Source organism: Bartonella sp. B1098 (genome assembly GCF_944896145.1).
GTDB lineage: Bacteria > Pseudomonadota > Alphaproteobacteria > Rhizobiales > Rhizobiaceae > Bartonella.
In genome coordinates this window covers 74,851-95,470 of the sequence record NZ_CALYLP010000002.1, presented here as the reverse complement: position 1 = coordinate 95,470, position 20,620 = coordinate 74,851, and the positions used below count along the sequence as shown (strand labels likewise).

17 protein-coding genes and 1 pseudogene are annotated in these 20,620 nt (G+C 36.3%); 13 read left to right on the top strand and 5 right to left on the bottom strand.

The window, feature by feature from the left end:
• Positions 1–78 precede the first annotated feature (78 nt).
• The gene (gene ndk / locus NNJ85_RS00450; protein WP_254472689.1) at positions 79–501 is read left to right on the top strand and encodes a nucleoside-diphosphate kinase; all 423 of its coding nucleotides are present in this window, start codon (positions 79–81) and stop codon (positions 499–501) included.
• 319 nt (positions 502–820) lie between these two features.
• On the opposite strand, the gene pgsA is transcribed toward ndk, so the two are convergent.
• From pgsA to NNJ85_RS00435, 3 genes are all read right to left on the bottom strand, one after another.
• Entirely contained in the window at positions 821–1,402 is a 582-nt protein-coding gene (gene pgsA / locus NNJ85_RS00445) for a CDP-diacylglycerol--glycerol-3-phosphate 3-phosphatidyltransferase (protein WP_005773717.1), read from the bottom strand.
• A gap of 72 nt (positions 1,403–1,474) precedes the next feature.
• Positions 1,475–3,460: an excinuclease ABC subunit UvrC gene (gene uvrC, locus NNJ85_RS00440; RefSeq protein ID WP_254472688.1), complete on the bottom strand. Its 1,986-nt coding sequence runs from the start codon at positions 3,458–3,460 to the stop codon at positions 1,475–1,477.
• Positions 3,461–4,150: 690 nt separating this feature from the next.
• Positions 4,151–5,011, bottom strand: a complete 861-nt coding sequence (locus NNJ85_RS00435) for a 23S rRNA (adenine(2030)-N(6))-methyltransferase RlmJ (RefSeq protein WP_254472686.1) — start codon at positions 5,009–5,011, stop codon at positions 4,151–4,153.
• Positions 5,012–5,686: 675 nt separating this feature from the next.
• Here NNJ85_RS00435 and tatA point away from each other — a divergent pair.
• The 6 genes from tatA (at position 5,687) to NNJ85_RS00405 (ending at position 10,754) form a co-directional block, all read left to right on the top strand.
• Entirely contained in the window at positions 5,687–5,998 is a 312-nt protein-coding gene (gene tatA, locus NNJ85_RS00430; protein ID WP_254472685.1) for a twin-arginine translocase TatA/TatE family subunit, read from the top strand.
• Positions 5,999–6,054: 56 nt separating this feature from the next.
• Positions 6,055–6,489 (top strand): twin-arginine translocase subunit TatB, encoded by a 435-nt coding sequence (locus NNJ85_RS00425; RefSeq protein WP_254472684.1) that lies wholly within the window; start codon positions 6,055–6,057, stop codon positions 6,487–6,489.
• Positions 6,486–7,268, top strand: a complete 783-nt coding sequence (gene tatC, locus NNJ85_RS00420) for a twin-arginine translocase subunit TatC (RefSeq protein ID WP_254472683.1) — start codon at positions 6,486–6,488, stop codon at positions 7,266–7,268. Before NNJ85_RS00425 ends, tatC begins: the two co-directional genes overlap by 4 nt.
• Before the next feature lie 77 nt (positions 7,269–7,345).
• Positions 7,346–8,623 (top strand): serine--tRNA ligase, encoded by a 1,278-nt coding sequence (serS, locus tag NNJ85_RS00415; RefSeq protein WP_254472682.1) that lies wholly within the window; start codon positions 7,346–7,348, stop codon positions 8,621–8,623.
• 133 nt (positions 8,624–8,756) lie between these two features.
• Positions 8,757–9,416: a protein-L-isoaspartate(D-aspartate) O-methyltransferase gene (locus NNJ85_RS00410; protein ID WP_254472681.1), complete on the top strand. Its 660-nt coding sequence runs from the start codon at positions 8,757–8,759 to the stop codon at positions 9,414–9,416.
• A gap of 168 nt (positions 9,417–9,584) precedes the next feature.
• On the top strand, positions 9,585–10,754 hold the full coding sequence (locus NNJ85_RS00405) for a M23 family metallopeptidase (RefSeq protein ID WP_254472680.1): 1,170 nt from the start codon (positions 9,585–9,587) through the stop codon (positions 10,752–10,754).
• Between the two features lie 88 nt (positions 10,755–10,842).
• On the opposite strand, the pseudogene NNJ85_RS00400 reads toward NNJ85_RS00405, so the two are convergent.
• Positions 10,843–11,093 (bottom strand): annotated as a pseudogene (locus tag NNJ85_RS00400) (phage antirepressor Ant); the annotation flags it as partial.
• A 589-nt stretch (positions 11,094–11,682) separates the two neighbouring features.
• Here NNJ85_RS00400 and yajC point away from each other — a divergent pair.
• The 3 genes from yajC to NNJ85_RS00385 all read left to right on the top strand — a co-directional run bounded on the left by yajC (position 11,683) and on the right by NNJ85_RS00385 (position 14,666).
• Entirely contained in the window at positions 11,683–12,135 is a 453-nt protein-coding gene (yajC, locus tag NNJ85_RS00395; RefSeq protein WP_254472679.1) for a preprotein translocase subunit YajC, read from the top strand.
• A 444-nt stretch (positions 12,136–12,579) separates the two neighbouring features.
• Positions 12,580–12,966, top strand: a complete 387-nt coding sequence (locus tag NNJ85_RS00390; RefSeq protein WP_254472677.1) for an Mth938-like domain-containing protein — start codon at positions 12,580–12,582, stop codon at positions 12,964–12,966.
• An 839-nt stretch (positions 12,967–13,805) separates the two neighbouring features.
• Positions 13,806–14,666: a phytoene/squalene synthase family protein gene (locus NNJ85_RS00385; protein WP_254472676.1), complete on the top strand. Its 861-nt coding sequence runs from the start codon at positions 13,806–13,808 to the stop codon at positions 14,664–14,666.
• 829 nt (positions 14,667–15,495) lie between these two features.
• Here the strand turns inward: NNJ85_RS00385 and NNJ85_RS00380 are convergent.
• Complete coding sequence (locus NNJ85_RS00380) at positions 15,496–17,385, bottom strand: peptidyl-prolyl cis-trans isomerase (RefSeq protein WP_254472675.1); 1,890 nt, start codon at positions 17,383–17,385, stop codon at positions 15,496–15,498.
• A gap of 154 nt (positions 17,386–17,539) precedes the next feature.
• Between NNJ85_RS00380 and tpiA the strand changes: the two genes are divergently transcribed.
• The 3 genes from tpiA to NNJ85_RS00365 all read left to right on the top strand — a co-directional run bounded on the left by tpiA (position 17,540) and on the right by NNJ85_RS00365 (position 20,595).
• On the top strand, positions 17,540–18,304 hold the full coding sequence (gene tpiA, locus NNJ85_RS00375; protein WP_254472674.1) for a triose-phosphate isomerase: 765 nt from the start codon (positions 17,540–17,542) through the stop codon (positions 18,302–18,304).
• An 83-nt stretch (positions 18,305–18,387) separates the two neighbouring features.
• Positions 18,388–18,840: a preprotein translocase subunit SecG gene (gene secG / locus NNJ85_RS00370; protein WP_254472673.1), complete on the top strand. Its 453-nt coding sequence runs from the start codon at positions 18,388–18,390 to the stop codon at positions 18,838–18,840.
• A 126-nt stretch (positions 18,841–18,966) separates the two neighbouring features.
• Positions 18,967–20,595: a CTP synthase gene (locus NNJ85_RS00365; RefSeq protein ID WP_254472672.1), complete on the top strand. Its 1,629-nt coding sequence runs from the start codon at positions 18,967–18,969 to the stop codon at positions 20,593–20,595.
• Positions 20,596–20,620 lie beyond the last annotated feature (25 nt).

Below are 20,620 nucleotides of genomic sequence, written 5' to 3'. Positions count from 1 at the left end.
CAAGGTCACTTGGCAAAGGACTGTCTGCTCGCTATAGAAACAGTCAGAGAATGTTATCAATGAAATAAAGGTGAGTAAATGGCTTTAGAGCGTACTTTTTCGATGATTAAACCAGATGCAACACGTCGTAATTTGACAGGCGCAATTACCAAAATGCTTGAGGATGCAGGCTTGCGTGTTATTGCCTCTAAACGTGTGTGGATGAGCAAGCGTGAGGCTGAAAGTTTTTATGCTGTTCATAAAGAACGCCCTTTTTTTAGCGAATTGGTTGAATTTATGTCTTCTGGTCCAACAATTGTACAGGTTTTGGAAGGAGAAAATGCAATAGCTAAAAACCGTGAAGTGATGGGGGCTACAAATCCTAGTGACGCAGAAGAAGGGACAATTCGCAAGGTTCATGCTTTGTCGATTGGTGAAAACTCTGTCCATGGATCCGATAGTGCTGAAACTGCAAAAACAGAAATCACTTTTTGGTTTTCTGAGAGAGAAATTGTTGGTTAATAAAAGCGTAAATAAGAAGCAAAAACCCAGAACACTATGTTTTGGATTTTTGCTTACAAGATTATAGATCTCTTTGATAGATATGTAGCTGTATCGTTTTTTTTTATTTTTAATATTGCAACTGTTTTTGTGGGGAGATAAAACCTATTAATTCTTTTCTTGAATGTCTTTTATCTGGACACCAACTTTGTTTGTGATGGGCAAAAGGAATGTTTAAATTGATTGATCATCAATAGATTTGAAATAAGTAGATTTATGGATATTTTTTCTTGTTTAAGGTGTATAAAGATAGATTATCATTATAAATCAAGAGACAATTTTATGAGATGACATGTTTTAAACCTGCGCGAAAATAATCCCACCCTGTCCACAATGTAAGAAGGGCGGCAATCCACAGCATAGTAATGCCAAATTCCACTGTGTAAGGGAAAACTTTATTACCCGCTGGTCCTGCTAAAAGAAAGATAATAGCGATCATTTGGACAAAAGTTTTCCACTTTGCAAGACGAGAGACCGGAACGCTCACTTTTAATTCAGCTAAATATTCACGTAATCCTGATACAAGAATTTCTCGGCAAAGAATGATAATGGCTGCCCATAAAGTCCATCCAGCGATGGTACTGTCTGCGGCAAGCAAGAGCAAGCACGCAGAGACGAGAAGTTTATCGGCAATTGGATCTAACATGCGACCAATATTGGATGTTTGTTCCCAAATACGGGCAAGATAACCATCAAGAAAATCAGTAATAGATGCAATGATAAAAATGGAAACGGCAATCCAGCGTGCGATATCACTTGATTGTAGGCGTCCTTCTACAAAAAAGCACGCAACAACCATTGGGACTGCAACAATTCGTGCATAAGTTAAAAGATTTGGAAAAGAAAAAGTATGATTTTTCATAGAGTCATTTTCAATTCTTGTGAAGAAGAACATATTTTCCGAAAGTAACAAGGCTAAGGTTGTGAAACAAGCCTATTTTTCATGAAAATGGTTATGAATTTTTTGTGCGATTGCAAGAGAGATTCCTGTCACTTTTTTCAAGTCTTCAAGGGAGGCACCAGCAACAGCCTTGGCACTTCCAAAATGATGAAGCAATGCACGTTTTCTTGACGGACCGATATTTTCGATTTCATCAAGTGGATTTTTAAATGTTGTTTTTTTTCGTTTTATTCTATGCGCGCCAATGGCAAAACGGTGTGCTTCATCACGCAGACGTTGCAAAAAATAGAGAATAGGATCACGGGGGGGAAGTGTAAAAGGAGGAATACCTTTTATAAAAAATCGTTCACGTCCTGCATGACGGTCAACACCTTTGGCAATTCCAACAACGGTGATCAGGTTATTCAATTGTAATTCAGCAAGTATTGTATACACACTGTTGATTTGTCCTTCACCACCATCGATTAAGATAAGATCAGGCCAAACAGGAAAAAGATCACCCTCTTGATCTTTTATGTCATGATTTTTATTGGGCAAATCATGCTCTTTGATAAGGCGTGAAAATCTTCGTTTAATCACTTCTTTCATCATGCCAAAATCATCGCCAGGCGTGATATCTGTTGAGCGAATGTTGAATTTGCGATATTGATTTTTAACAAATCCCATTTGGCCAGCAACAATCATAGCACCTACAGAATTTGTTCCCATAATGTGAGAATTGTCATAGACTTCTATACGGCGTGGAGGAAAAGGCAGTTGGAATGTTTCAGCAAGCCCCTGAAGTAATTTTGTATGGGTAGCTGTTTCAGCAAGCTTATGTTCAAGTGCTTCATGAGCATTGAGATAGGCGTGATTAACAAGTGTTTTTCGTTCACCTTGCTTGGGTAAAGAGAGAGACACTTTGTGATTTGCTTTGAGACTCAATGCTTCTGTAAGAAGTGTTTTTTCTTCAATTTCTTCAGACAAAAGGATGCTTTTGGGAAGGGGTTTGTCATCGTAAAATTGGGCAAGAAAACTCACTAAAATTTCAGTACGGGAAAAAGAGGAATCTGCTTTAGGAAAATAGGCTCGGTTTCCCCAATTTTGCCCCATGCGAAAAAAGAACACTTGAATACAAGTCATTCCTTCCTTTTGAGCAATTGCAAAGACATCCGCTTCTTTTATCGTTTGAGGGTTAATACCTTGATGGCTTTGTATGTGAGAAAGGGCTGATAAGCGATCACGATAAGAAGCAGCTTGTTCAAAATCAAGATTTTCTGCAGCTTTATGCATAGCTTGAACCATATCATTTTTAACAGATTGATCTTTTCCCGAAAGAAACGCTTTTGCGTCTCTCACCAGTTCTTTATAATCACTGTCATTAATTTCATGGGTACAAGGTGCAGAACATCGTTTAATTTGATAAAGCAAACAGGGGCGCGTACGGTTTTCAAAAATTGCATCGGTACAGGTTCGTAATAAAAAAGCGCGTTGCAAAACATGAAGTGTTTGTGTCACTGCACCAGCAGAAGCAAAAGGCCCAAAATAATGAGCTTTTTGTGTTCGGGCACCACGATGTTTGTAAAGTGCAGGTGCTCGATGATCATTTGTAATCATGATATAAGGGAAGCTTTTATCATCACGGAGTAATACATTAAAATGTGGATGCAATCTTTTGATGAGATTGGCTTCTAAAAGGAGTGCTTCTGTTTCTGTATGGGTAACGATAAATTCCATATGATATGTTGCACGAATCATACGGGTAATACGATTATTGTGTCCTTTTTCACGTGCATAGTTTGAAACACGTTTTTTAAGATTACGAGCTTTGCCAACGTAGAGAATATCACCATTTTCACCAATCATTCTGTAAACTCCTGGCTTATGCGGAAGGTGTTTAACAAATTCTTGTATGAATTTAACACCTTGGAATTGATTTTTCTCATTGCTTTGATTGGCATTGTTCCATGTAAGGTTAGAGAGAAAAGAAAGCTTTTCTCGTTCATTTTGCGGACAATTTGTATTATTTTTTAGGATCATTCCGTTTATCAAGAAATGCTTTTTGTTTAACGTATGAAATATTCTTTTTTATTTAATAACGATTATCTATGTCTTTAATAATTTTTGTCCATCAATAACATATTATAGCATAAAAGTGTAATTTTAGAGTACTTATCTTTCATAAAAAATATGAGAGTTGTTTATTTAAGATAGCTTTATGAACGCGCCAATTGTTTCATTAAAAATGATTAGAAGAGGAAATCCATAATGATAAGAGGAGACATTTTCTAAAAAAATAATAAAGAAGCAATATATTGATTGATAAAGATAATTTATCAATGTTGACATTGAATTAAATGCCTGAAAAGCGTATGATTCTCTCATTTCAAATCTATACCATATTAAAAACCATGTCTCTTGCACGTTAAAAGTGGGGAAAGCCGAGTGGAGTGAAACTGTACAAGAAAAGACTGAAAATTCCTCTTGTGAACCGTCTCAAGTTCCAAGGGCTGTTGCAACATTGAGGGCTGAAGAATGTATGAAGGTACCGACTTGCTTTTTATATAAGGCAGAGGTTGGTGCAATAGCTTTATTGTTCTATAATTCACGAAATCGTTATAAGCTTACCATTATTATATTATATGTTGATATTATCTAAAAAATAATAGAGGCTTGTCACCTTTGTATCTTACAAAAGGGTATTTTTTAGGGAAAACGTAAGAGCAAAGTCTAATTTAAATGTTCTTTTTGAAGCCACTTGTGCGTTATTTGAGCATTTTCATCTTGTCCAAGACGATTGATAAGAAAGGGACTGAGTTTTTTAATTTCGTTTTCCAAAAGGTAGGGGGAGTTGATAATGATCATTCCACTTCCATTCATTGTCGGTGAATTTGATTTTTTTCGGATACGCATTTCAAGCTGTAAAATTTTAGGAATCCCTGTTTTGTAAAGCGCATCAAGAAAACTTTCAATTTCTTTGTCATGTTTAACAGGATACCATAAAGCGTAGATCCCTCCAGAAAAACGGCGATAGGCTTTCATTAATCCCTCAATAAGGCGGGAAAATTCTCCAGTTTTTTCAAAGGGAGGGTCCACAAGGATAAATCCGCGTTTTTCTTTTGGTGGTAAATGAGCATTTAAGGAAAGCCAACCATCCAAATGCAGAACTTTTGTTTGATAATCGCCAGCAAAATTTTTTGCTAAAATATGATAATCTTCATTGTGCAATTCTATTGCGGTGAGGCGATCTTGTTTCCGTAATAATTGACGAATAAGAACAGGAGATCCAGGATAAAATACAATTTCTTTTTCTCCTTTATTGAGGGTATCAATGATATCACACCATGGATAAAGAAGTTCTCTTAAATCTTCTGGGATCGGCGTTGAAAAAATTCGTTGTACACCTTCGCGCCACTCTCCTGTTTTATAGGCTTCTAAAGAAGAGAGGTCATAAATACCGATACCAGCATGCGTATCTATAACGCGAAAAGCTTTTTCTTTGCGTTTGAGGTACTCTACAATGCGCATGACAATAATGTGTTTAAAAACATCAGCAAAATTGCCAGCATGGTAAATATGCCGATAATTCATGGAAGAAACTCTATCATATGGATAACTGTATCAGGTTATTAGCATAGAATAATAGAATTGATATCCATAAAAAATTTTCTTGTAGCAATCAAATAAGACCCTCATGAAAAAATGATACACATAAAATATGAATGTCACGGGAGCATTTATTTCATTGGGATTTTAAATCTTTTCTATGAAAGTTGGACAAGAAGAGGGCAAACATTTCAATGGAAGCTCTTTATTGAATCAAGATGAAAGCGAGTATCGTCATATCCCTATACGACTTATTTTCTAGATTCTTGACACATAAGCTGGTCTAGAAGAGTATTTAAGAGTGTTTATCTCTCTATGCTAACCTTTCTTGTAATGTGCAAATGAATGATTCTTATAAATTAATGTATTATTTTACGCGTTAATAAAACATATTCTCAGATATGATCACGCGTATAAATGTTATTTCATACACATTTTAAGTGAGGCTATATTACAGTATTACACTTAATATTTAGAAAAATATGAGGTTGCATCTTTTAAAAATTTGGCTAATTAATTGACGACGATCATTCTTCTTCCATTAAAAAGCATGTGATTGCTTTTATGTTGAGAAAAAAATATATAAATAGGATACAATATTTGATACATTCTTCAAAGGAAGCATGAATAAGTGAGATAAAAAGCATAAAGTAGAGAGTAATGGGTAATATTTTTTCACCAACACATTTAATTGTAATTTTATTGCTTATTTTTGTGCTTTTCGGACGCGGTAAAATTTCTGAATTAATGGGCGATGTTGCTAAGGGAATTAAAGCCTTTAAAAAGAATATGAAGGAAGAAGAGGGAGGCATTGAGGATAACGTTGAAATGGCTACTTCTTCCCAAATAATTAATGGAGAATCTCAACCATCTCAGCCGTTATCGGTAAAACATGTAGCAACACGCAGAAAGGCTTCCTCTCATTCTAAAGGAGGCAAGGCATCTGTTGCTAAAAAACAGCGTGTCAAATAACAAAAACGTTATCATCATTGTGCGTTATTTTTTTATGAGGAAGTTGAGTATAAGCGATGTTTGGGATTGATGGACCAGAGCTTATCGTGATCTTACTTGTTCTCATCATTGTTGTTGGACCGAAAGATTTACCTAAAATACTCAAGACAATCGCAAAGGTAAGGGCTTATATGTATTCAACAGCAAATGAACTTCGTTACCAGTTTGATGATGTAATAAAACAAATTGAGAGCGATGATTTGCAAAAAATATGTTCGGATATGAACGATTCAAGGCAGAAGTTGGCAGAAACTTTTGATTCCATTCAAAATACATTAGAGGGGACTCACGATAATTTGGGTGTTAAGACAATACACCATAAATCAGAAAAAGATAAAGAACTTGTAGCATGTGATAAAAAGGCAATCAAAAAAGATAGGACAGTCTCTCGTGCTTCTCATCATTCTGAAAGCATTTCTGTTGCTTCTAAAGATAAAAAAGATGTGTCATGAATGTAAAAAAAGATGAAGTTGATGCCAATATGGCGCCACTTTTAGAACATTTAATTGAACTTCGTCAGCGAATTATTTTAGCCTTGGTTGCATTTATGATCGCTTTTATGATGTGTTTTCTTGTTAAAGATTATATCTTAAATTTTTTACTATGGCCGTATCAATGGGCAATGAAAATAGCAGGAGGGAATCCTGAGAGTATTCGTTTGCAATCAACACAGGTATGGGAAACTTTTTTAACAAAGATGAAACTTGCTGCTTTTGGGGGAATTATTTTATCGTTTCCCTATACGGCTTTTCAGTTCTATAGTTTTATTGCACCAGGGCTTTATAAAAATGAGCGCAGGGCTTTTTTGCCTTTTCTCATTGGTGGTCCTATATTATTTTGTATTGGAGGAGCGTTTGTTTATGCTCTATTGGCACCAATAATACTATGGTTTAGCCTTTCTCAACAATTTCTTCCAGATGCTCAATTAAAGATAGAGTTTGTCGTACGTATTTCTGATTATTTGGGCTTTATGACGTCGTTTATCCTCATTTTTGGTTTGATTTTTCAATTACCTCTTGTCATTAGTCTGTTAACAAAAGTTAGACTTTTAACGTTTCATGATTTGGTTTCTAAACGAAAATGGGCTATTCTCCTCTCTTTTATTGTTGCGGCAATGATAACGCCGTCGGATTTTTTTACGATGTTTGCAGTAGCTTTACCAACGATAGCGCTTTATGAGATCTCAATTTTAATTGCTTACAGTATAGAAAAGAGAAGAAAATCCACTTAAGAAAAGTGTATATTTTTATGCGATGAGAAATGAATAAAACCGATATAGAATAAAAACAATATAAATGAGGAATTTTAATGCTTGATATTAAGTGGATTCGCGAAAGTCCTGAAGAATTAGATAAAGCGCTCGTAAGGAGAGGCCTTGAGCCACAAGCCGAAAGGTTAATACAACTTGATCTTGCGCGCCGATCCCATGTTGCTAAGGTACAATTAGCACAGGAACGTCGCAATGCGATTTCAAAGGAAATAGGACAAGCTTTAGCTACATCTGATCAGCAAATGGCTGAACGGCTTAGAGCTGAAGTTGAAGAGCTTAAAGTCTTTCTTTCTTCTGCAACAGCGGAAGAAAAACAGCTGACGGAAAGTCTTGAAAAAATTCTTTCAGCACTTCCCAATATTCCATTGGATGATGTTCCAGAAGGTAAAGATGAAAGTGATAACGTTGTCATTCGACATTTTGGAACACCTCCAACCTTCAATTTTACACCAAAGGAGCATTTTGATCTTGGTCAAGATCTCAAGCAGATGAATTTTGAGCGAGCTAGTCGTTTATCTGGAACACGTTTTACAGTGCTTTCAGGGGCGTTAGCGCGGCTAGAACGAGCATTGGGACAATTTATGCTTGATGTGCACGTTAATGAGCATGGTTATACAGAAGTTTCTGTGCCTCTTCTCGTTCGTGATGAGATTGTTTATGGAGCTGCCCAATTGCCGAAGTTTGCTGAAGATCTGTTTCAAACAACAGATGGCCGATGGCTTATTTCTACAGCAGAGGTGCCATTAACGAACTTGGTCAACGATGAAATTCTTGAAATATCAGATTTGCCACTGCGATTTTCTTCTTTATCTCCTTGTTTTCGTTCAGAAGCGGGAGCGGCTGGTCGTGATACACGCGGTATGTTGCGTCAGCACCAATTTTGGAAGGTAGAAATGGTTTCGATTACCAGTGAAGAGCAGTCTCTTATTGAATTGGAACGTATGACGGAATGTGCAGAAGATATCTTAAAACGACTCGGTTTGCCTTTTCGCACAGTGGTTCTTTCTACGGGGGATATGGGGTTTGCAGCACGTAAAACTTATGACATCGAGGTTTGGCTTCCTGGCCAAGAATGTTATCGTGAAATTTCTAGTTGTTCCGTTTGTGGGGACTTTCAAGGTCGACGTATGAACGCTCGCTATCGTAAAGAAGGCGATAAGAAACTGCATTTTGTTCATAGCCTTAATGGTTCTGGTACGGCTGTTGGCCGTTGTCTTATTGCTGTGCTTGAAAATTATCAACAGGCTGATGGGTCAATTGTTGTTCCAGATGTTTTACAACCCTATATGGGAGGCATGCGTTGTATTACTGCTTAATTTGGGGAAAGGAGAAACAATATGCATTTATTGCAAAGAGGGAATGCTATGCAAACGCAAGGTTTTGCCATTTTAAAAGAAGTAGTTTGTAGGGACAATAAAAATACATCTCCATTAGAGAGTGAATAATACTATGGAGCAAAAGGGTATTTTGCAATTTCGTGAGGAGTTGGCTGCTCTTGTCCTGAAAATACGTAGCAAAGGCATTGATGACGTGCGATTTTTTTCGGCATTAGAGAAAATTCCACGTCAACAATTTGTTTCTGCTCCGTGGTTTAATAGTGCTTATGATAATAAAGTTATTCCTATAGAGTGTGGGGAATATATGGAACGTTTGGAAGAACAGCTCTTGATTCTTTCAGCACTATCATTGAAAAAAAAGCATCGTGTCTTAGAAATTGGTACAGGCTCTGGCTTTTGTACTGCTCTTATGGCATGTTTGAGTGATCGTGTGACAACGGTTGATCGTTATAAAACGCTTGTTGATTTAGCACGCCAAAAATTCCAAAGTTTGGATATTGAAAATATTGTTATACGGCAGAGTGATGGAAGTCATAATGTGGCAAGTTTGGGATCATTTGATCGCATTCTTATTTGGCCATCACGTTCTGATGAACCCAAGGAATTTTTAGAACTTTTAGCTGAAAATGGAATTCTCATTCAGGCGATAGGACCTGATGAAGGGGTACAAACGGTGACGCGCTATACAAAAATTGGGTGTCGATTTGAGTCTCTAGAACTGTTTCAAGTGCGTTATCAACCTTTTATTAAAGGTATTGCGGAGAGACTTTAATTTTTAAAGTTTAAGAAATAGCGCAAATTATTTCGCTTTTTTATTTTTCATTAAATTCATTTTGATCTTAATTAAAGATATTTATGAATAAAGCATCACATTTTAACCCTTCGGTAATTTAAAAAAGCTTTAATGGAGTAAGTTGAGTATTGATGAGTGAGCAAAACGATGTGTTTAAAAGCTTTGGATAATATTTCCCGGCATAATTTTCAGAGAATAACTTTTTTAGCGGTGGTAACGATTGTTGCTGGTTGTAGTTCTGGTTCACAACGTTTTTCCAATATTGTCTCTCATCAAAGGGTATCATCTCAATCAAATATAGCGAACTCTATATCTACAGATCCGGGAATGCTATCGTACGGCGGGGAAATGATACAAAGCACTGAATTGCCCCCTGTAGAACCAAGTGATGATTCGTGGATTGATGATAATTCTCCACAGCAAGATAGGGGAACTCCTTCTAATGGTCATGTTATGGGGGCTCCTCCACGTAACCTTGGAACACTTTCCCGTTCACAAATGGATAGCTCTCCTATTTTTCGGCAGAACTCTTATATTGTCCAGAGTGGAGATACACTACTCAGTATTGCACGACAAGTAGGGGTTAGTGTTGAGGCATTAAAATCAGCAAATGGTATAAACAGCAATTCCATTTATATTGGTCAGGTTCTTGTGCTTCCAAGCAGACGTGCATTAGCAACTTCAAAAGTGCCCAGTTATAACGATTGGGCAACGTCAAAAGCAGAATCTTCATTCCAATCTCAAATGACGTCTTCTACAAAGCATAAGAAGGCTTCACCTATATATAAAGCTCCTGTAACAACGCCACCTTCTACACAGGTGAACAGATCAAATTTTGAAAAAAATTCTTCTAAACAGATGATGCAATTGAACCATGAATCTGATTTATCAAGTACCGTTACACGTACAGATAATATTAAGACGCCGCAAGCCACAGGGATTTCTAAGATGCGTTGGCCGGTACGAGGGCGTTTATTAAGCCAGTTTGGTCAAAAAAAAGGAACCATAATGAATCGAGGAATAGACATTGCTGTACCTGAAGGATCATCGGTAAAGGCGGCGGAAAATGGTGTCGTTATTTACGCGGGAGATGGATTAAAAGAGCTGGGTAATGTTGTTATGATTCGACATGAAAATAATATTATCACTATTTATGGATGTAATAGTCAGCTTGTTGTTAACAAAGGCCAAAGAATAAGACGCGGTGATGAGATTGCGAAGTCGGGTGTTTCAGGAAATGTTAAAACGCCACGTGTTTATTTTGAGATGCGTAAAAATTCGTTACCAGTTGATCCTCTTAAATATTTAGAAAACTAAGGGATTGATGACATTAAATTTAAATAATCTTATAATTTATAGAAATTTCATGAAAACAATTTATTTTCTTAAATCAATAGCACTCATAAGAACCTTTTAAATTTTCTAAAGCTTTTACTTTCGGTGCTAATTCTGCAATAACATGATATTTCTGTTCAATTTGTTCTTGGAGATGATTCAAGACACTAAGCAATGTTTGAGGAGTCGAATAATCAATCTGTTATGTTACTTCTTTTTTCAAAGCCGATCTCATTTGATGAAGTGTTGACGTGTTTCATAGACTTTACCATGACGTTCGATCATCGAAAGGTATTGGCTCATGTCTAACGTCATGTGGTAGCAAAAAGCCATTGGTTTAGAAGAGCAGTTTGTTTGAGGCGTTAGAGATTATAATCTTTGTATTTATGAAGATATAGGACAAAGAGCATCACACGATTTGTCAGCACCGAGCATTCGCAATATGCTTGCATTTGAGGAGCTTGAGAAGAAATATTTGACTTTTTATCATAAAGGTTTTTTATCTTTATGTTCATTTCACAGGCGTGATGGGCAAGAAAATTGTTTTGATGAATTCAAAGGGTTTGAAATGAGAGCGTTTTTTGGTACTGAGCTCTATCATTCGACATTAAAAAATAATGAATTATCTCTCTAAATTAAAGTTTTTCCATTAGAAAAATTGTTTTATCTCATTTATTGAGTAAGAGAAAAGGCTTCTAGTGTAGGATTATAAGAGAGAAAAATAAATCTGTTTTTTAAAGATTTTTCTTATTGTATTCTGTCTCTTCAGGATTTATTGCATTTTTATAAAGCTGAGATTACATTATCGTGTCTTCACTTTTTATGATACATTCTTTAGGATTTTTTTCTGAATCGGAGTTTTATTTTAAGAGAGTGGGAAATACCTGGAGTTTAACTATAGGAGATAAAAATGTTTATTGTGAACGCTTATGCTCAAGGTGCAGGCGATGTTTCCAGTGGAATTTCATTTGTTAGTGCTGTCCCGCTCATTTTAATTTTTGCAATTATGTATTTTTTTATCATTCGTCCACAGCGCGCCCAAATGAAAAAGCGACAGGAAATGCTTAATGCAGTACGTCGCGGTGATACAATTATAACGGGTGGTGGTATTATCGGCAAGGTTACAAAGGTTCACGACGAGAGTGGTGAGTTAGAGGTTGAAATTGGTGAAAGTATAAATATTCGTGTTATTCGATCAACATTAGCTGATGTACGCGTTAAAGGTGAGCCGATTGCAGAAAAAAAATCAAAGCTTAAAGCTAAAGCAAAAACACCGCAAAAGCCTAAATCTAAAACGACTTTGAAAGAAAATGTTAAAGAGAAAAAAGTGATATCAAAGGAAAATAAGGAAAATGTATCTTAAAGTACAAATGTAATTTATACCATTTTTAAAAGCGTTTTTATAAAAAATGTCGAAATAAAAGACAATTTCATTAGGAAAGATGGTTTTTATCATCACTATAGAAAGTGATGTCTTTATTTTAAAATAATTGCTTTGTTTATGGATATTACGGAAAAGTTTTCTGTCTTTTAAATAATATCCTTATTTCTATAGAGAGAATCTTCTTACTTTTGAGTCAACTAAGCTGGAAAAAATTTAAAAAGGTAGATCAGTATAGCGTTTAATCACGGTTATTACTTACTTTTCAGATATTTTTTGTATGGCAAGATCAAGGTTTTATAGTAAAAGTTTTTACCTCAATATTCTGAAGGGCTAGGGTTAACATATCACTATTTGTATTGCCGTTAACTTTTATGGTGAGAAGTAAAAGATAAGAGGGTTTTAAAAAATAAAAGGTACTTATTCATGTCTGATGCCATTCAAATTCGTGAAGCACATTTTCCGAGTCGTGCACCTATTGATGCTTATGGAAATGGTGGATTTCGTTTTGCTGATATGTCACATAGAGGTTCTATTATTTGTGTCCCATCAGGAATTTATGGCATTGATATGGCAGGGCCTCTTCCCACTCAAGGGGATCTATCTCGTGTTTTAGAAGAAGCGTCTCAGATCGAAGTTTTATTAATAGGGACTGGAACTGAATTATTACGATTACCCGAAGAGTTACGGGGTCTTTTATGGGAAAAGCGTATTTCATCAGATACAATGAGTACAGGAGCAGCGGTGCGTACATTTAATGTTTTATTGGCTGAAGATCGTGCTGTTGCGGCATTATTATTTGCGGTAGAGTAAAGCATTGTTTAATAAAATAAATACCTTAGTCTAGCATAAAAGATGCGTGTGATTATTGTGCTGTGTTTCAAAATACAGTCGTTTAAGGCGGTGATATAAGGAACGTAAAATATACATAACTTCATACATTAAGTGTATTTTTAATACAGCAGCAAGTATTCAGAGCAGGTCTTAGCTTATAGGGCCTAGTATATCACATAAGTGATAAGCCTCTGGCAGTTGAGGCGATTTATAAGAGGGATTTTTCAAAAAAATATCTACACATCCATTCTGTGTGTCACGTGAAAGGGAATAGGTTTGAAATGAGAGGATGATATGATCTTAGGATTTCTAATTCAACAGGCAAAACGATAAAGTATTATTATCAACTAATTCGTTATCAGCAATAGCAACTTATCAAAAATAATTGGATTTTTGCCAGACTGGTGCGGAGAGAAATCTTTGCTTCTTAGAAAAGAGAAGAGGTCGATCATTTGATGAAGTTTTTATAATCAGTGCATTTTCTATAAAAGTGCATTGTCATCTATTCAGTTAACAAGAGTTTTGCGTTGTCTGTTGTCATAAGTTTCATTACACATGTTACGGTTCATTTTTAGCTGCTTTTACGATAAATGAAAGTTTCAACTTATAAGATAAATTTTATCAAAAAAATGATTGATTTAATTTTTAATTTTAAAAAATTTCCTTTCAGAAAAGAAATCTTCATTTATCATGCATTAAAAGACACATTTAAAAATCTTATTCTCTGAGCTGTATTTCCTTATCTCTCATTTTTTAATATAAATAAAAAGAGGATATTAATTGAATGGCTAAAAAAGGGACATTAATAGGTTCATAGAATGATAGGTTCTCTTCCTTATTGTCTTGATATTTTACGTACCATAGATCGTGATCGCTATATATCGGTTTTATTTGCACCTAAAAAAAAGCGCAAAGCATTGGCTGCTCTCTACGCATTTAATGCTGAGATTTCTCGTATTCGTGAAAGTGTTCATGATCCACTCATCGGCGAAATACGATTACGCTGGTGGTATGATTCTATCGCACATGGTGAAATGCAAACGAGTGGCAGTAATCCGATTTTAAGTGATTTATTGACAGCAATGACTCTTTTTAATTTACCTAAAACAGCTTTTTTACGATATTGTGATGCACAAGTTTTAGACCTTTACCACAACCCACTAGAAACCCTTCATGATCTTGAGCATTATTGTGGTGAAACAGCAAGTATAATTTTACAGCTTTCTTGTCAGATATTAGATCCTGATGCCGCACAAGATTTTACAGATACCTATAAACATGGAGGAATTGCTCAAGGATTAAGCGGTGTATTGCGCCTTTTATCCTTCATGCAATCACGATATTGTTATTATTTACCTACTGATATGCTGCAGGCTGTAGGGGTGAATAGGAAGGATTTGGATTCTCATCGTCTCAGTGATCAACAAAAGAACCGTATTGTAGAAGCTATGGTCGCATTATCACGTGATCATTATAGCAAATTTTACGCGTCTTCTCGTGCTATACCTAGAGCTCTTAAACCAGCTTTTCTTCCATTGGTTATTATACCGGCTTCTCTTCAAAAGGCTCTACAGCTGGGAGCTGCTATTTTTCAAGAAAGTGCAACTTTGCCATTGATACATCGCTATTGGTTGATAACAAGAGCAGCAATAAGCAGTAATTTTCCAAAGATATTATAAAAGAATATGACGACGTTAGAATTAAGCTGATTTTTTCATATTGAAGATAAAAAGAGGTACTATAATACCAAACCATTTCCTTGTTATAAAAAACGTTGATATAGTTCTTTCTATGAACGCAAAAGAATAAGAAATTTTACTATCTGTAAAATATGCCGTGTTTTCTCATCACTAAATTGTTTTATTTAGTGTATCGGATATGTGAGAAACCGAGAAGAAAAAATATGAGATAAAGCTTAATCCATTGCTTTGTTTGATTAAGAACTTTTTGATATTGAGTATTCTGAAGGTATTGGTCGGGTCTTATTTGCAAATGAAAGATAATTTTTTATGAGAAAAGTTATTTTAACTTCCAAGCATTAAAAAAACGCTCATTTTTGAAAAGTTAAAATGATGAAGCCATAATTGATGACTGTTATGCTATATAAAAATCTTGATTTATCATGAGAGTTCGTTTTTTTCTCATATTGAATGAGATCCTTTAGGAAAAGAAGAATTCTTTATTTTAGATCATGTTTCGAATGAATTTTAAAAGAGTTTTTTCCATATCATAAGTTGGGTGTGTCAATGCAAATCATTTAAGGAAGAAGCAATAGGTTCCTTATGAACAAATATTAAGAGTAGCAATATGACAAGCTGTAAATGTAATGACAAGAAGCATGACATTTATAGCTGAATTAGCGACAACCCTTACAACCTTTGGATAGATAATATTTCTAAATGTGTTGAAAAAAAAACAGACACTACATATCCATCACCTATTTTCTCGCAAATCCATAAATGCACTGACTTGCGAGAGCGTTAATTGTAATGCCGTTCTTAACCCTTTTTATTGGAGAGTATTAAAGATCTGATTATAATTTTTGCTATTAATTTCCGAAGGATGTTCTTGATTGGCAATTTGTAGGATTTCTAGCTTAAGATCTTCTCTTATCATCATATCTATATTGACCCGAACCTCAGGTGAAAGAGTATGAGGCGTGATATCTTTAGGCATCGTTACAGATTTTATTTGATAAACGATACGGTTTGTTGTAACCGGACCTTTTATGATGCCATAATGACCTTGGGGACCAGAAAATAATGTTTTAATCCCTTCAACACCAAGAACTTCAGAGGGATCTTGACGCCGGAGAAGGGGCGTTGTTTGTTTTGTAACACCAAGTGTCTGAGCAAGGGCAACAAAACTTTTTCCTTCCATAAGCTGTTTGAGAGCATTTTGGGCTTTTTCATCAAGAAGGCGTTGGATCTCTTCATTTTTCCATTGAGAAAGAACATCTATCTTAGCTTCTTCTAGTGTTTTATCACGGGCAGGAATAATTTTATCGACTTTATACCAGAGATATTCACCATTTTGAAAAGAGAGAGGATCAAGATCGACGCCTTCATTTGATTGATAGATAGCATTTAGTAAAGTATCTTTTTGAGGCAAATCCGTGAGGACTGTACCTTCAAGCGTTTTGCCTGTTCTATCAAGGGTAATTGTGCGCAGAGTTAATTTGTACTGGTCCGCAAGCTCTTTAAAAGAAGCGCCTTCAAAACGAGCATTTTCAATGGCTACATAATTTCCCCGGATCTCATCAGCAGCACGATTTTTAGCAAGTGTTTGACGAATATTTTCTTCTACCTTTTCAAAAGGAAGTGAGCTTGCAGGTTCAATATGTGTGACGCGAATGAGAACAGGTCCCTGTAAGTCATTTATTACAGAACTGACTTGCCCTTGTTTGAGTTCAAAAATTTCAGATGCGAGATGAGGAGGAAGTTCATTTTCTGCAAGAGGCCCTTTTTTTATGTCCTTAAGAGTCTTTTTTTCAGTTTTTACCAGTTCATCAAAACGCAATCCATCGGCTATTTTTTTTGCCGCCTTATCGGCTTCTTCGCGGGTGGGGAAGCGCAGTTCTTCGAATATTCGCGTTTCAGGCGTTACAAAACGTGACGCATTTTGGGTATAATAGGCTTTTGCCTCATCTATTGAGATATCATTGGGTTTTACGAAATCATTAAGTTCCATCGATAGTAAAGAGACAATACGGTATTCCGGAGCGCGAAATTCACTTTGATGCGTTTCAAACCATTTTTGTAGTGTTTCGTGATCAGGATCAGCAATTGTTTGCTTTCCTTTTAGATCAATAACGAGATAATCAGCATTCCGCATTTCTCCTTGATAAAGAGCAAGTGCTTTATAAAAGAGATCGGGTGCTTTCATATCAGAGAGTAAAGCTGCAATAAGTTGGTTACGCTTTTCTTGTTTGGTATAATAATTAAGAAAAGCACTTTCACTAATACGTAAATGCTGAAGATAGTTATAAAATAAATTTTTATCAAATGTACCATTTATCTGGAACATCTTATCAGAACCAATCGTATGGGCGATTGTATCTTTTGAAAGACTTATTTTCATTTTACGGACTTGTTCATCAAGCAGTACATTTTGTTGCAATTGATTAAACACAAAAGCAGGAATTTGGTATTGCTGCATTTCATTTGGTGTAAACATTCGTCCAAGATGAGCCGCTTGTGCTAAACGTGCGCTTTGATCGGCAAGTGCAAGACGATAATCATCGATCGTTACGATGGACTTGCCAGAAGTTATAAGATCTCTTTCGCTTTTTGTGTGTAACTGTGGTATCCCCCATAAAAGAATGAAGCATAAGAGTAAAATAGCAAGAAAAACTCTGGAAATCCAAGAATTTGTAGCACTTCTTATGACGTCAAGCATTGTTCAATTCCATTTTTAATATAAGTTATTATCAAAGCAGTCATGAAATTTGCAATAAAGAGACGAAAGATGCAAGCTTTTAAAGACTTGCTTTCGTTTTATAATTTGATACTAAAGATAAATAAAGTGTTATAAGAGCTCTTGAGGTAAAAATATGTCTCCAAATATTCGGCCTTTTCTTGCTGGAAATTGGAAAATGAATGGAACGAGAGAATCGCTTGGAGAGTTACGTGCTATTGCTACAGGCATTAGCTCTGATTTTGGTCATCTATTTGAAGCGCTTATTTGTCTTCCAGCAACGCTTTTATCGCGTGCTTCTGATACGCTGGATGGTGCAAATCTCCTTTTAGGGGGACAAGATTGTCACTTTGATGATCATGGTCCTTATACGGGAGATATTTCAGCTTTTATGCTTAAAGAAGCCGGAGCAAGTCATGTTATTCTTGGGCATTCGGAACGTCGTACAGTGTATCAGGAAAATGATTCAATTGTTTGTGCTAAAGTGCAAGCAGCGTGGCGCGCAGGTCTTGTGACGCTTGTGTGTATTGGTGAAACATTGGAGGAGCGCAACAATAATGAAGTCCTAAATGTCCTTACGCAGCAGCTTGAAGGATCTTTACCAGATGATACAACAGCAGAGAATACCATTATCGCTTATGAACCTGTTTGGGCGATAGGTACTGGCAATACAGCAACTTCAGAAGATATTGCAAAAGTGCATCATTTTATTCGTGATGAGATGCGCACTCGTTTTGGTGATGAAGGCAATAAGATACGTTTGCTTTATGGTGGATCCGTAAAGTCATCCAATGCTTTTGAGCTTTTAAGCATTCCTCATGTTAATGGGGCTTTGATCGGTGGAGCTAGCTTAAAAGCCATTGATTTTTTAACGATTTGCGATGTTTGTCGTAAATTATAGCAGAGAAATTTGAGTTCCCCCTTGGATTGTGTGTTATTTATGTGTAAATAGCTATAAAAGAGTTATTGGAAGAAGCAGGGTTTATGCAAACAGTACTTATTGTTATTCATTTATTGATTGTAATTACTTTGGTTGGGGTTATCTTAATCCAACCTTCAGAAGGCGGTGGGCTCGGTGTGAGTAATAGCTCGGGGCTGATGAAAACCCGTGGATCTCGAAATCCTTTAACACGGTTGACAGCTATTTTAGCCTGTTGTTTTTTTGTTGTGTCCATTGGACTTACTATTGTGGGAAGTATATCAAATTCGAGTTCTGATATTTTAAAGCGTATACCGGTTAATTCAGAGCAGAATTCTACCAATAAAAGCTCAGAATCAGTCCCGTCATCAGATGATAAGTCTTCCCCTTCTATTCTTGAACAGCTAGGAGGCACTTCGGATTCTCCGCAGGAACAAAAATCGCTCAAAAATTCTGAAGTGGAAACCCCAGTTCCACCAGTTCTTGAAGAGACCGTTCCGGATAACAGTACAGAATAGTTTTTAAAGAAGATATAGACTTTTAAAAAGGTGATTTTTTCACCTTTTTTATTTTAGAAGAAAAACTGTTCCTTTTTGCATTTTTTGCTGGAAAAATCATTATAAATTGCTTATCACCATAAGCCCATGGCACGTTATGTTTTTATTACTGGTGGTGTGGTTTCTTCCCTTGGAAAAGGCATTGCAGCGGCAGCGTTAGCAGCGTTATTACAGGCTCGTGGCTATCGTGTACGCCTTCGCAAACTTGATCCCTATTTAAATGTTGATCCAGGGACGATGTCGCCTTATCAACATGGTGAGGTATTCGTGACCGATGATGGTGCGGAAACGGATCTTGATCTTGGTCATTATGAGCGCTTTACGGGGCGTTCTGCAAATAGCCAAGATAATATTACAACAGGGCGTATTTATCGCAATATCATTGAACGAGAGCGGCGAGGTGATTATTTAGGGGCAACAGTTCAAGTTATTCCGCATGTTACAGATGAAATTAAGCGGTTCATTACAACGGGAAATGAAGAATTTGATTTTGTTTTGTGTGAAATAGGTGGGACAGTTGGTGATATTGAAGCCATGCCTTTTCTCGAAGCGATTCGTCAGCTTGGTAATGAACTCTCCCGACAAAATGTTGTTTATGTCCATCTTACATTAATGCCATATATTCCATCGGCAGGTGAATTAAAAACCAAACCAACACAGCATTCTGTCAAAGAATTGCAATCAATTGGTATTTCTCCTGATATTTTGCTTGTGCGTGCAGATCGGTCTATTCCAGAAACAGAGCGGTGCAAATTATCACTTTTTTGCAATGTTCGCGCCAAAGCGGTCATTCAAGCATTAGATATGCCAACAATTTATGATGTTCCCATGGCTTATCATAAAGAGGGTTTAGACTCTGAAGTTCTTTGCGCTTTTGGAATCGATTCGGTCCCCCCTCCTCAGATGGATCGGTGGGAAGATATTACACATCGCATTCACCACCCTGAAGGAGAAGTTACGATTGCTGTTGTAGGAAAATATACGGGCTTAAAGGATGCTTATAAGTCTCTTATCGAAGCGATTGCGCATGGTGGTTTAGCGAATAAAGTGAAAGTTAATATTGAGTGGATTGATTCGCAACTTCTTGAAAAAGAAGATTCCGTTTCAACTTTACAAAAAGCGCATGGAATTTTGGTTCCTGGGGCTTTTGGTGCTCGAGGGGCAGAAGGGAAGATTCGAGCAATTCAATTTGCACGAGAGCGTAAAGTTCCATTTTTAGGGATTTGTTTTGGCATGCAATTGGCTTGTATAGAAGTTGCACGCAATATTGCACAGATTGAGAATGCATCATCAAGTGAGTTTTGCGAAACAGAAAATCCAATTGTAGGTTTAATGACCGAATGGGTCAAAGGCGATATTCTTGAAAAACGAACAAGAAATGGTGATCTCGGTGGATCCATGCGCCTTGGTGCTTTTGTTGCTGAATTAAAAGAAGAAAGTCATATTGCTCAAATTTATGGGATGACAAAGATTGTTGAACGACATCGTCATCGTTATGAGGTCAATATTGATTATAAAGATAAGTTAGAACAGTGTGGTTTGATTTTTTCTGGTATGTCTCCCGATGGCATTTTGCCGGAAACGATAGAATATGCAGATCATCCATGGTTCATTGGTGTTCAATATCATCCAGAACTAAAATCACGCCCTTTTGATCCACATCCGCTTTTTTCTTCTTTTATTGAAGCTGCTGTAGAACAAAGTCGATTGGTTTAAGGTATAAATTTGGTTACTTTGCTTT

Excerpts from the sequence above, each read along its gene's own strand:
- ndk (WP_254472689.1), top strand. The coding sequence starts at position 79 with ATGGCTTTAGAGCGTACTTTTTCGATGATTAAACCAGATGCAACACGT.
- pgsA (WP_005773717.1), bottom strand. The coding sequence starts at position 1,402 with ATGAAAAATCATACTTTTTCTTTTCCAAATCTTTTAACTTATGCACGA.
- uvrC (WP_254472688.1), bottom strand. The coding sequence starts at position 3,460 with ATGATCCTAAAAAATAATACAAATTGTCCGCAAAATGAACGAGAAAAG.
- NNJ85_RS00435 (WP_254472686.1), bottom strand. The coding sequence starts at position 5,011 with ATGAATTATCGGCATATTTACCATGCTGGCAATTTTGCTGATGTTTTT.
- tatA (WP_254472685.1), top strand. The coding sequence starts at position 5,687 with ATGGGTAATATTTTTTCACCAACACATTTAATTGTAATTTTATTGCTT.
- NNJ85_RS00425 (WP_254472684.1), top strand. The coding sequence starts at position 6,055 with ATGTTTGGGATTGATGGACCAGAGCTTATCGTGATCTTACTTGTTCTC.
- tatC (WP_254472683.1), top strand. The coding sequence starts at position 6,486 with ATGAATGTAAAAAAAGATGAAGTTGATGCCAATATGGCGCCACTTTTA.
- serS (WP_254472682.1), top strand. The coding sequence starts at position 7,346 with ATGCTTGATATTAAGTGGATTCGCGAAAGTCCTGAAGAATTAGATAAA.
- NNJ85_RS00410 (WP_254472681.1), top strand. The coding sequence starts at position 8,757 with ATGGAGCAAAAGGGTATTTTGCAATTTCGTGAGGAGTTGGCTGCTCTT.
- NNJ85_RS00405 (WP_254472680.1), top strand. The coding sequence starts at position 9,585 with ATGTGTTTAAAAGCTTTGGATAATATTTCCCGGCATAATTTTCAGAGA.
- yajC (WP_254472679.1), top strand. The coding sequence starts at position 11,683 with ATGTTTATTGTGAACGCTTATGCTCAAGGTGCAGGCGATGTTTCCAGT.
- NNJ85_RS00390 (WP_254472677.1), top strand. The coding sequence starts at position 12,580 with ATGTCTGATGCCATTCAAATTCGTGAAGCACATTTTCCGAGTCGTGCA.
- NNJ85_RS00385 (WP_254472676.1), top strand. The coding sequence starts at position 13,806 with ATGATAGGTTCTCTTCCTTATTGTCTTGATATTTTACGTACCATAGAT.
- NNJ85_RS00380 (WP_254472675.1), bottom strand. The coding sequence starts at position 17,385 with ATGCTTGACGTCATAAGAAGTGCTACAAATTCTTGGATTTCCAGAGTT.
- tpiA (WP_254472674.1), top strand. The coding sequence starts at position 17,540 with ATGTCTCCAAATATTCGGCCTTTTCTTGCTGGAAATTGGAAAATGAAT.
- secG (WP_254472673.1), top strand. The coding sequence starts at position 18,388 with ATGCAAACAGTACTTATTGTTATTCATTTATTGATTGTAATTACTTTG.
- NNJ85_RS00365 (WP_254472672.1), top strand. The coding sequence starts at position 18,967 with ATGGCACGTTATGTTTTTATTACTGGTGGTGTGGTTTCTTCCCTTGGA.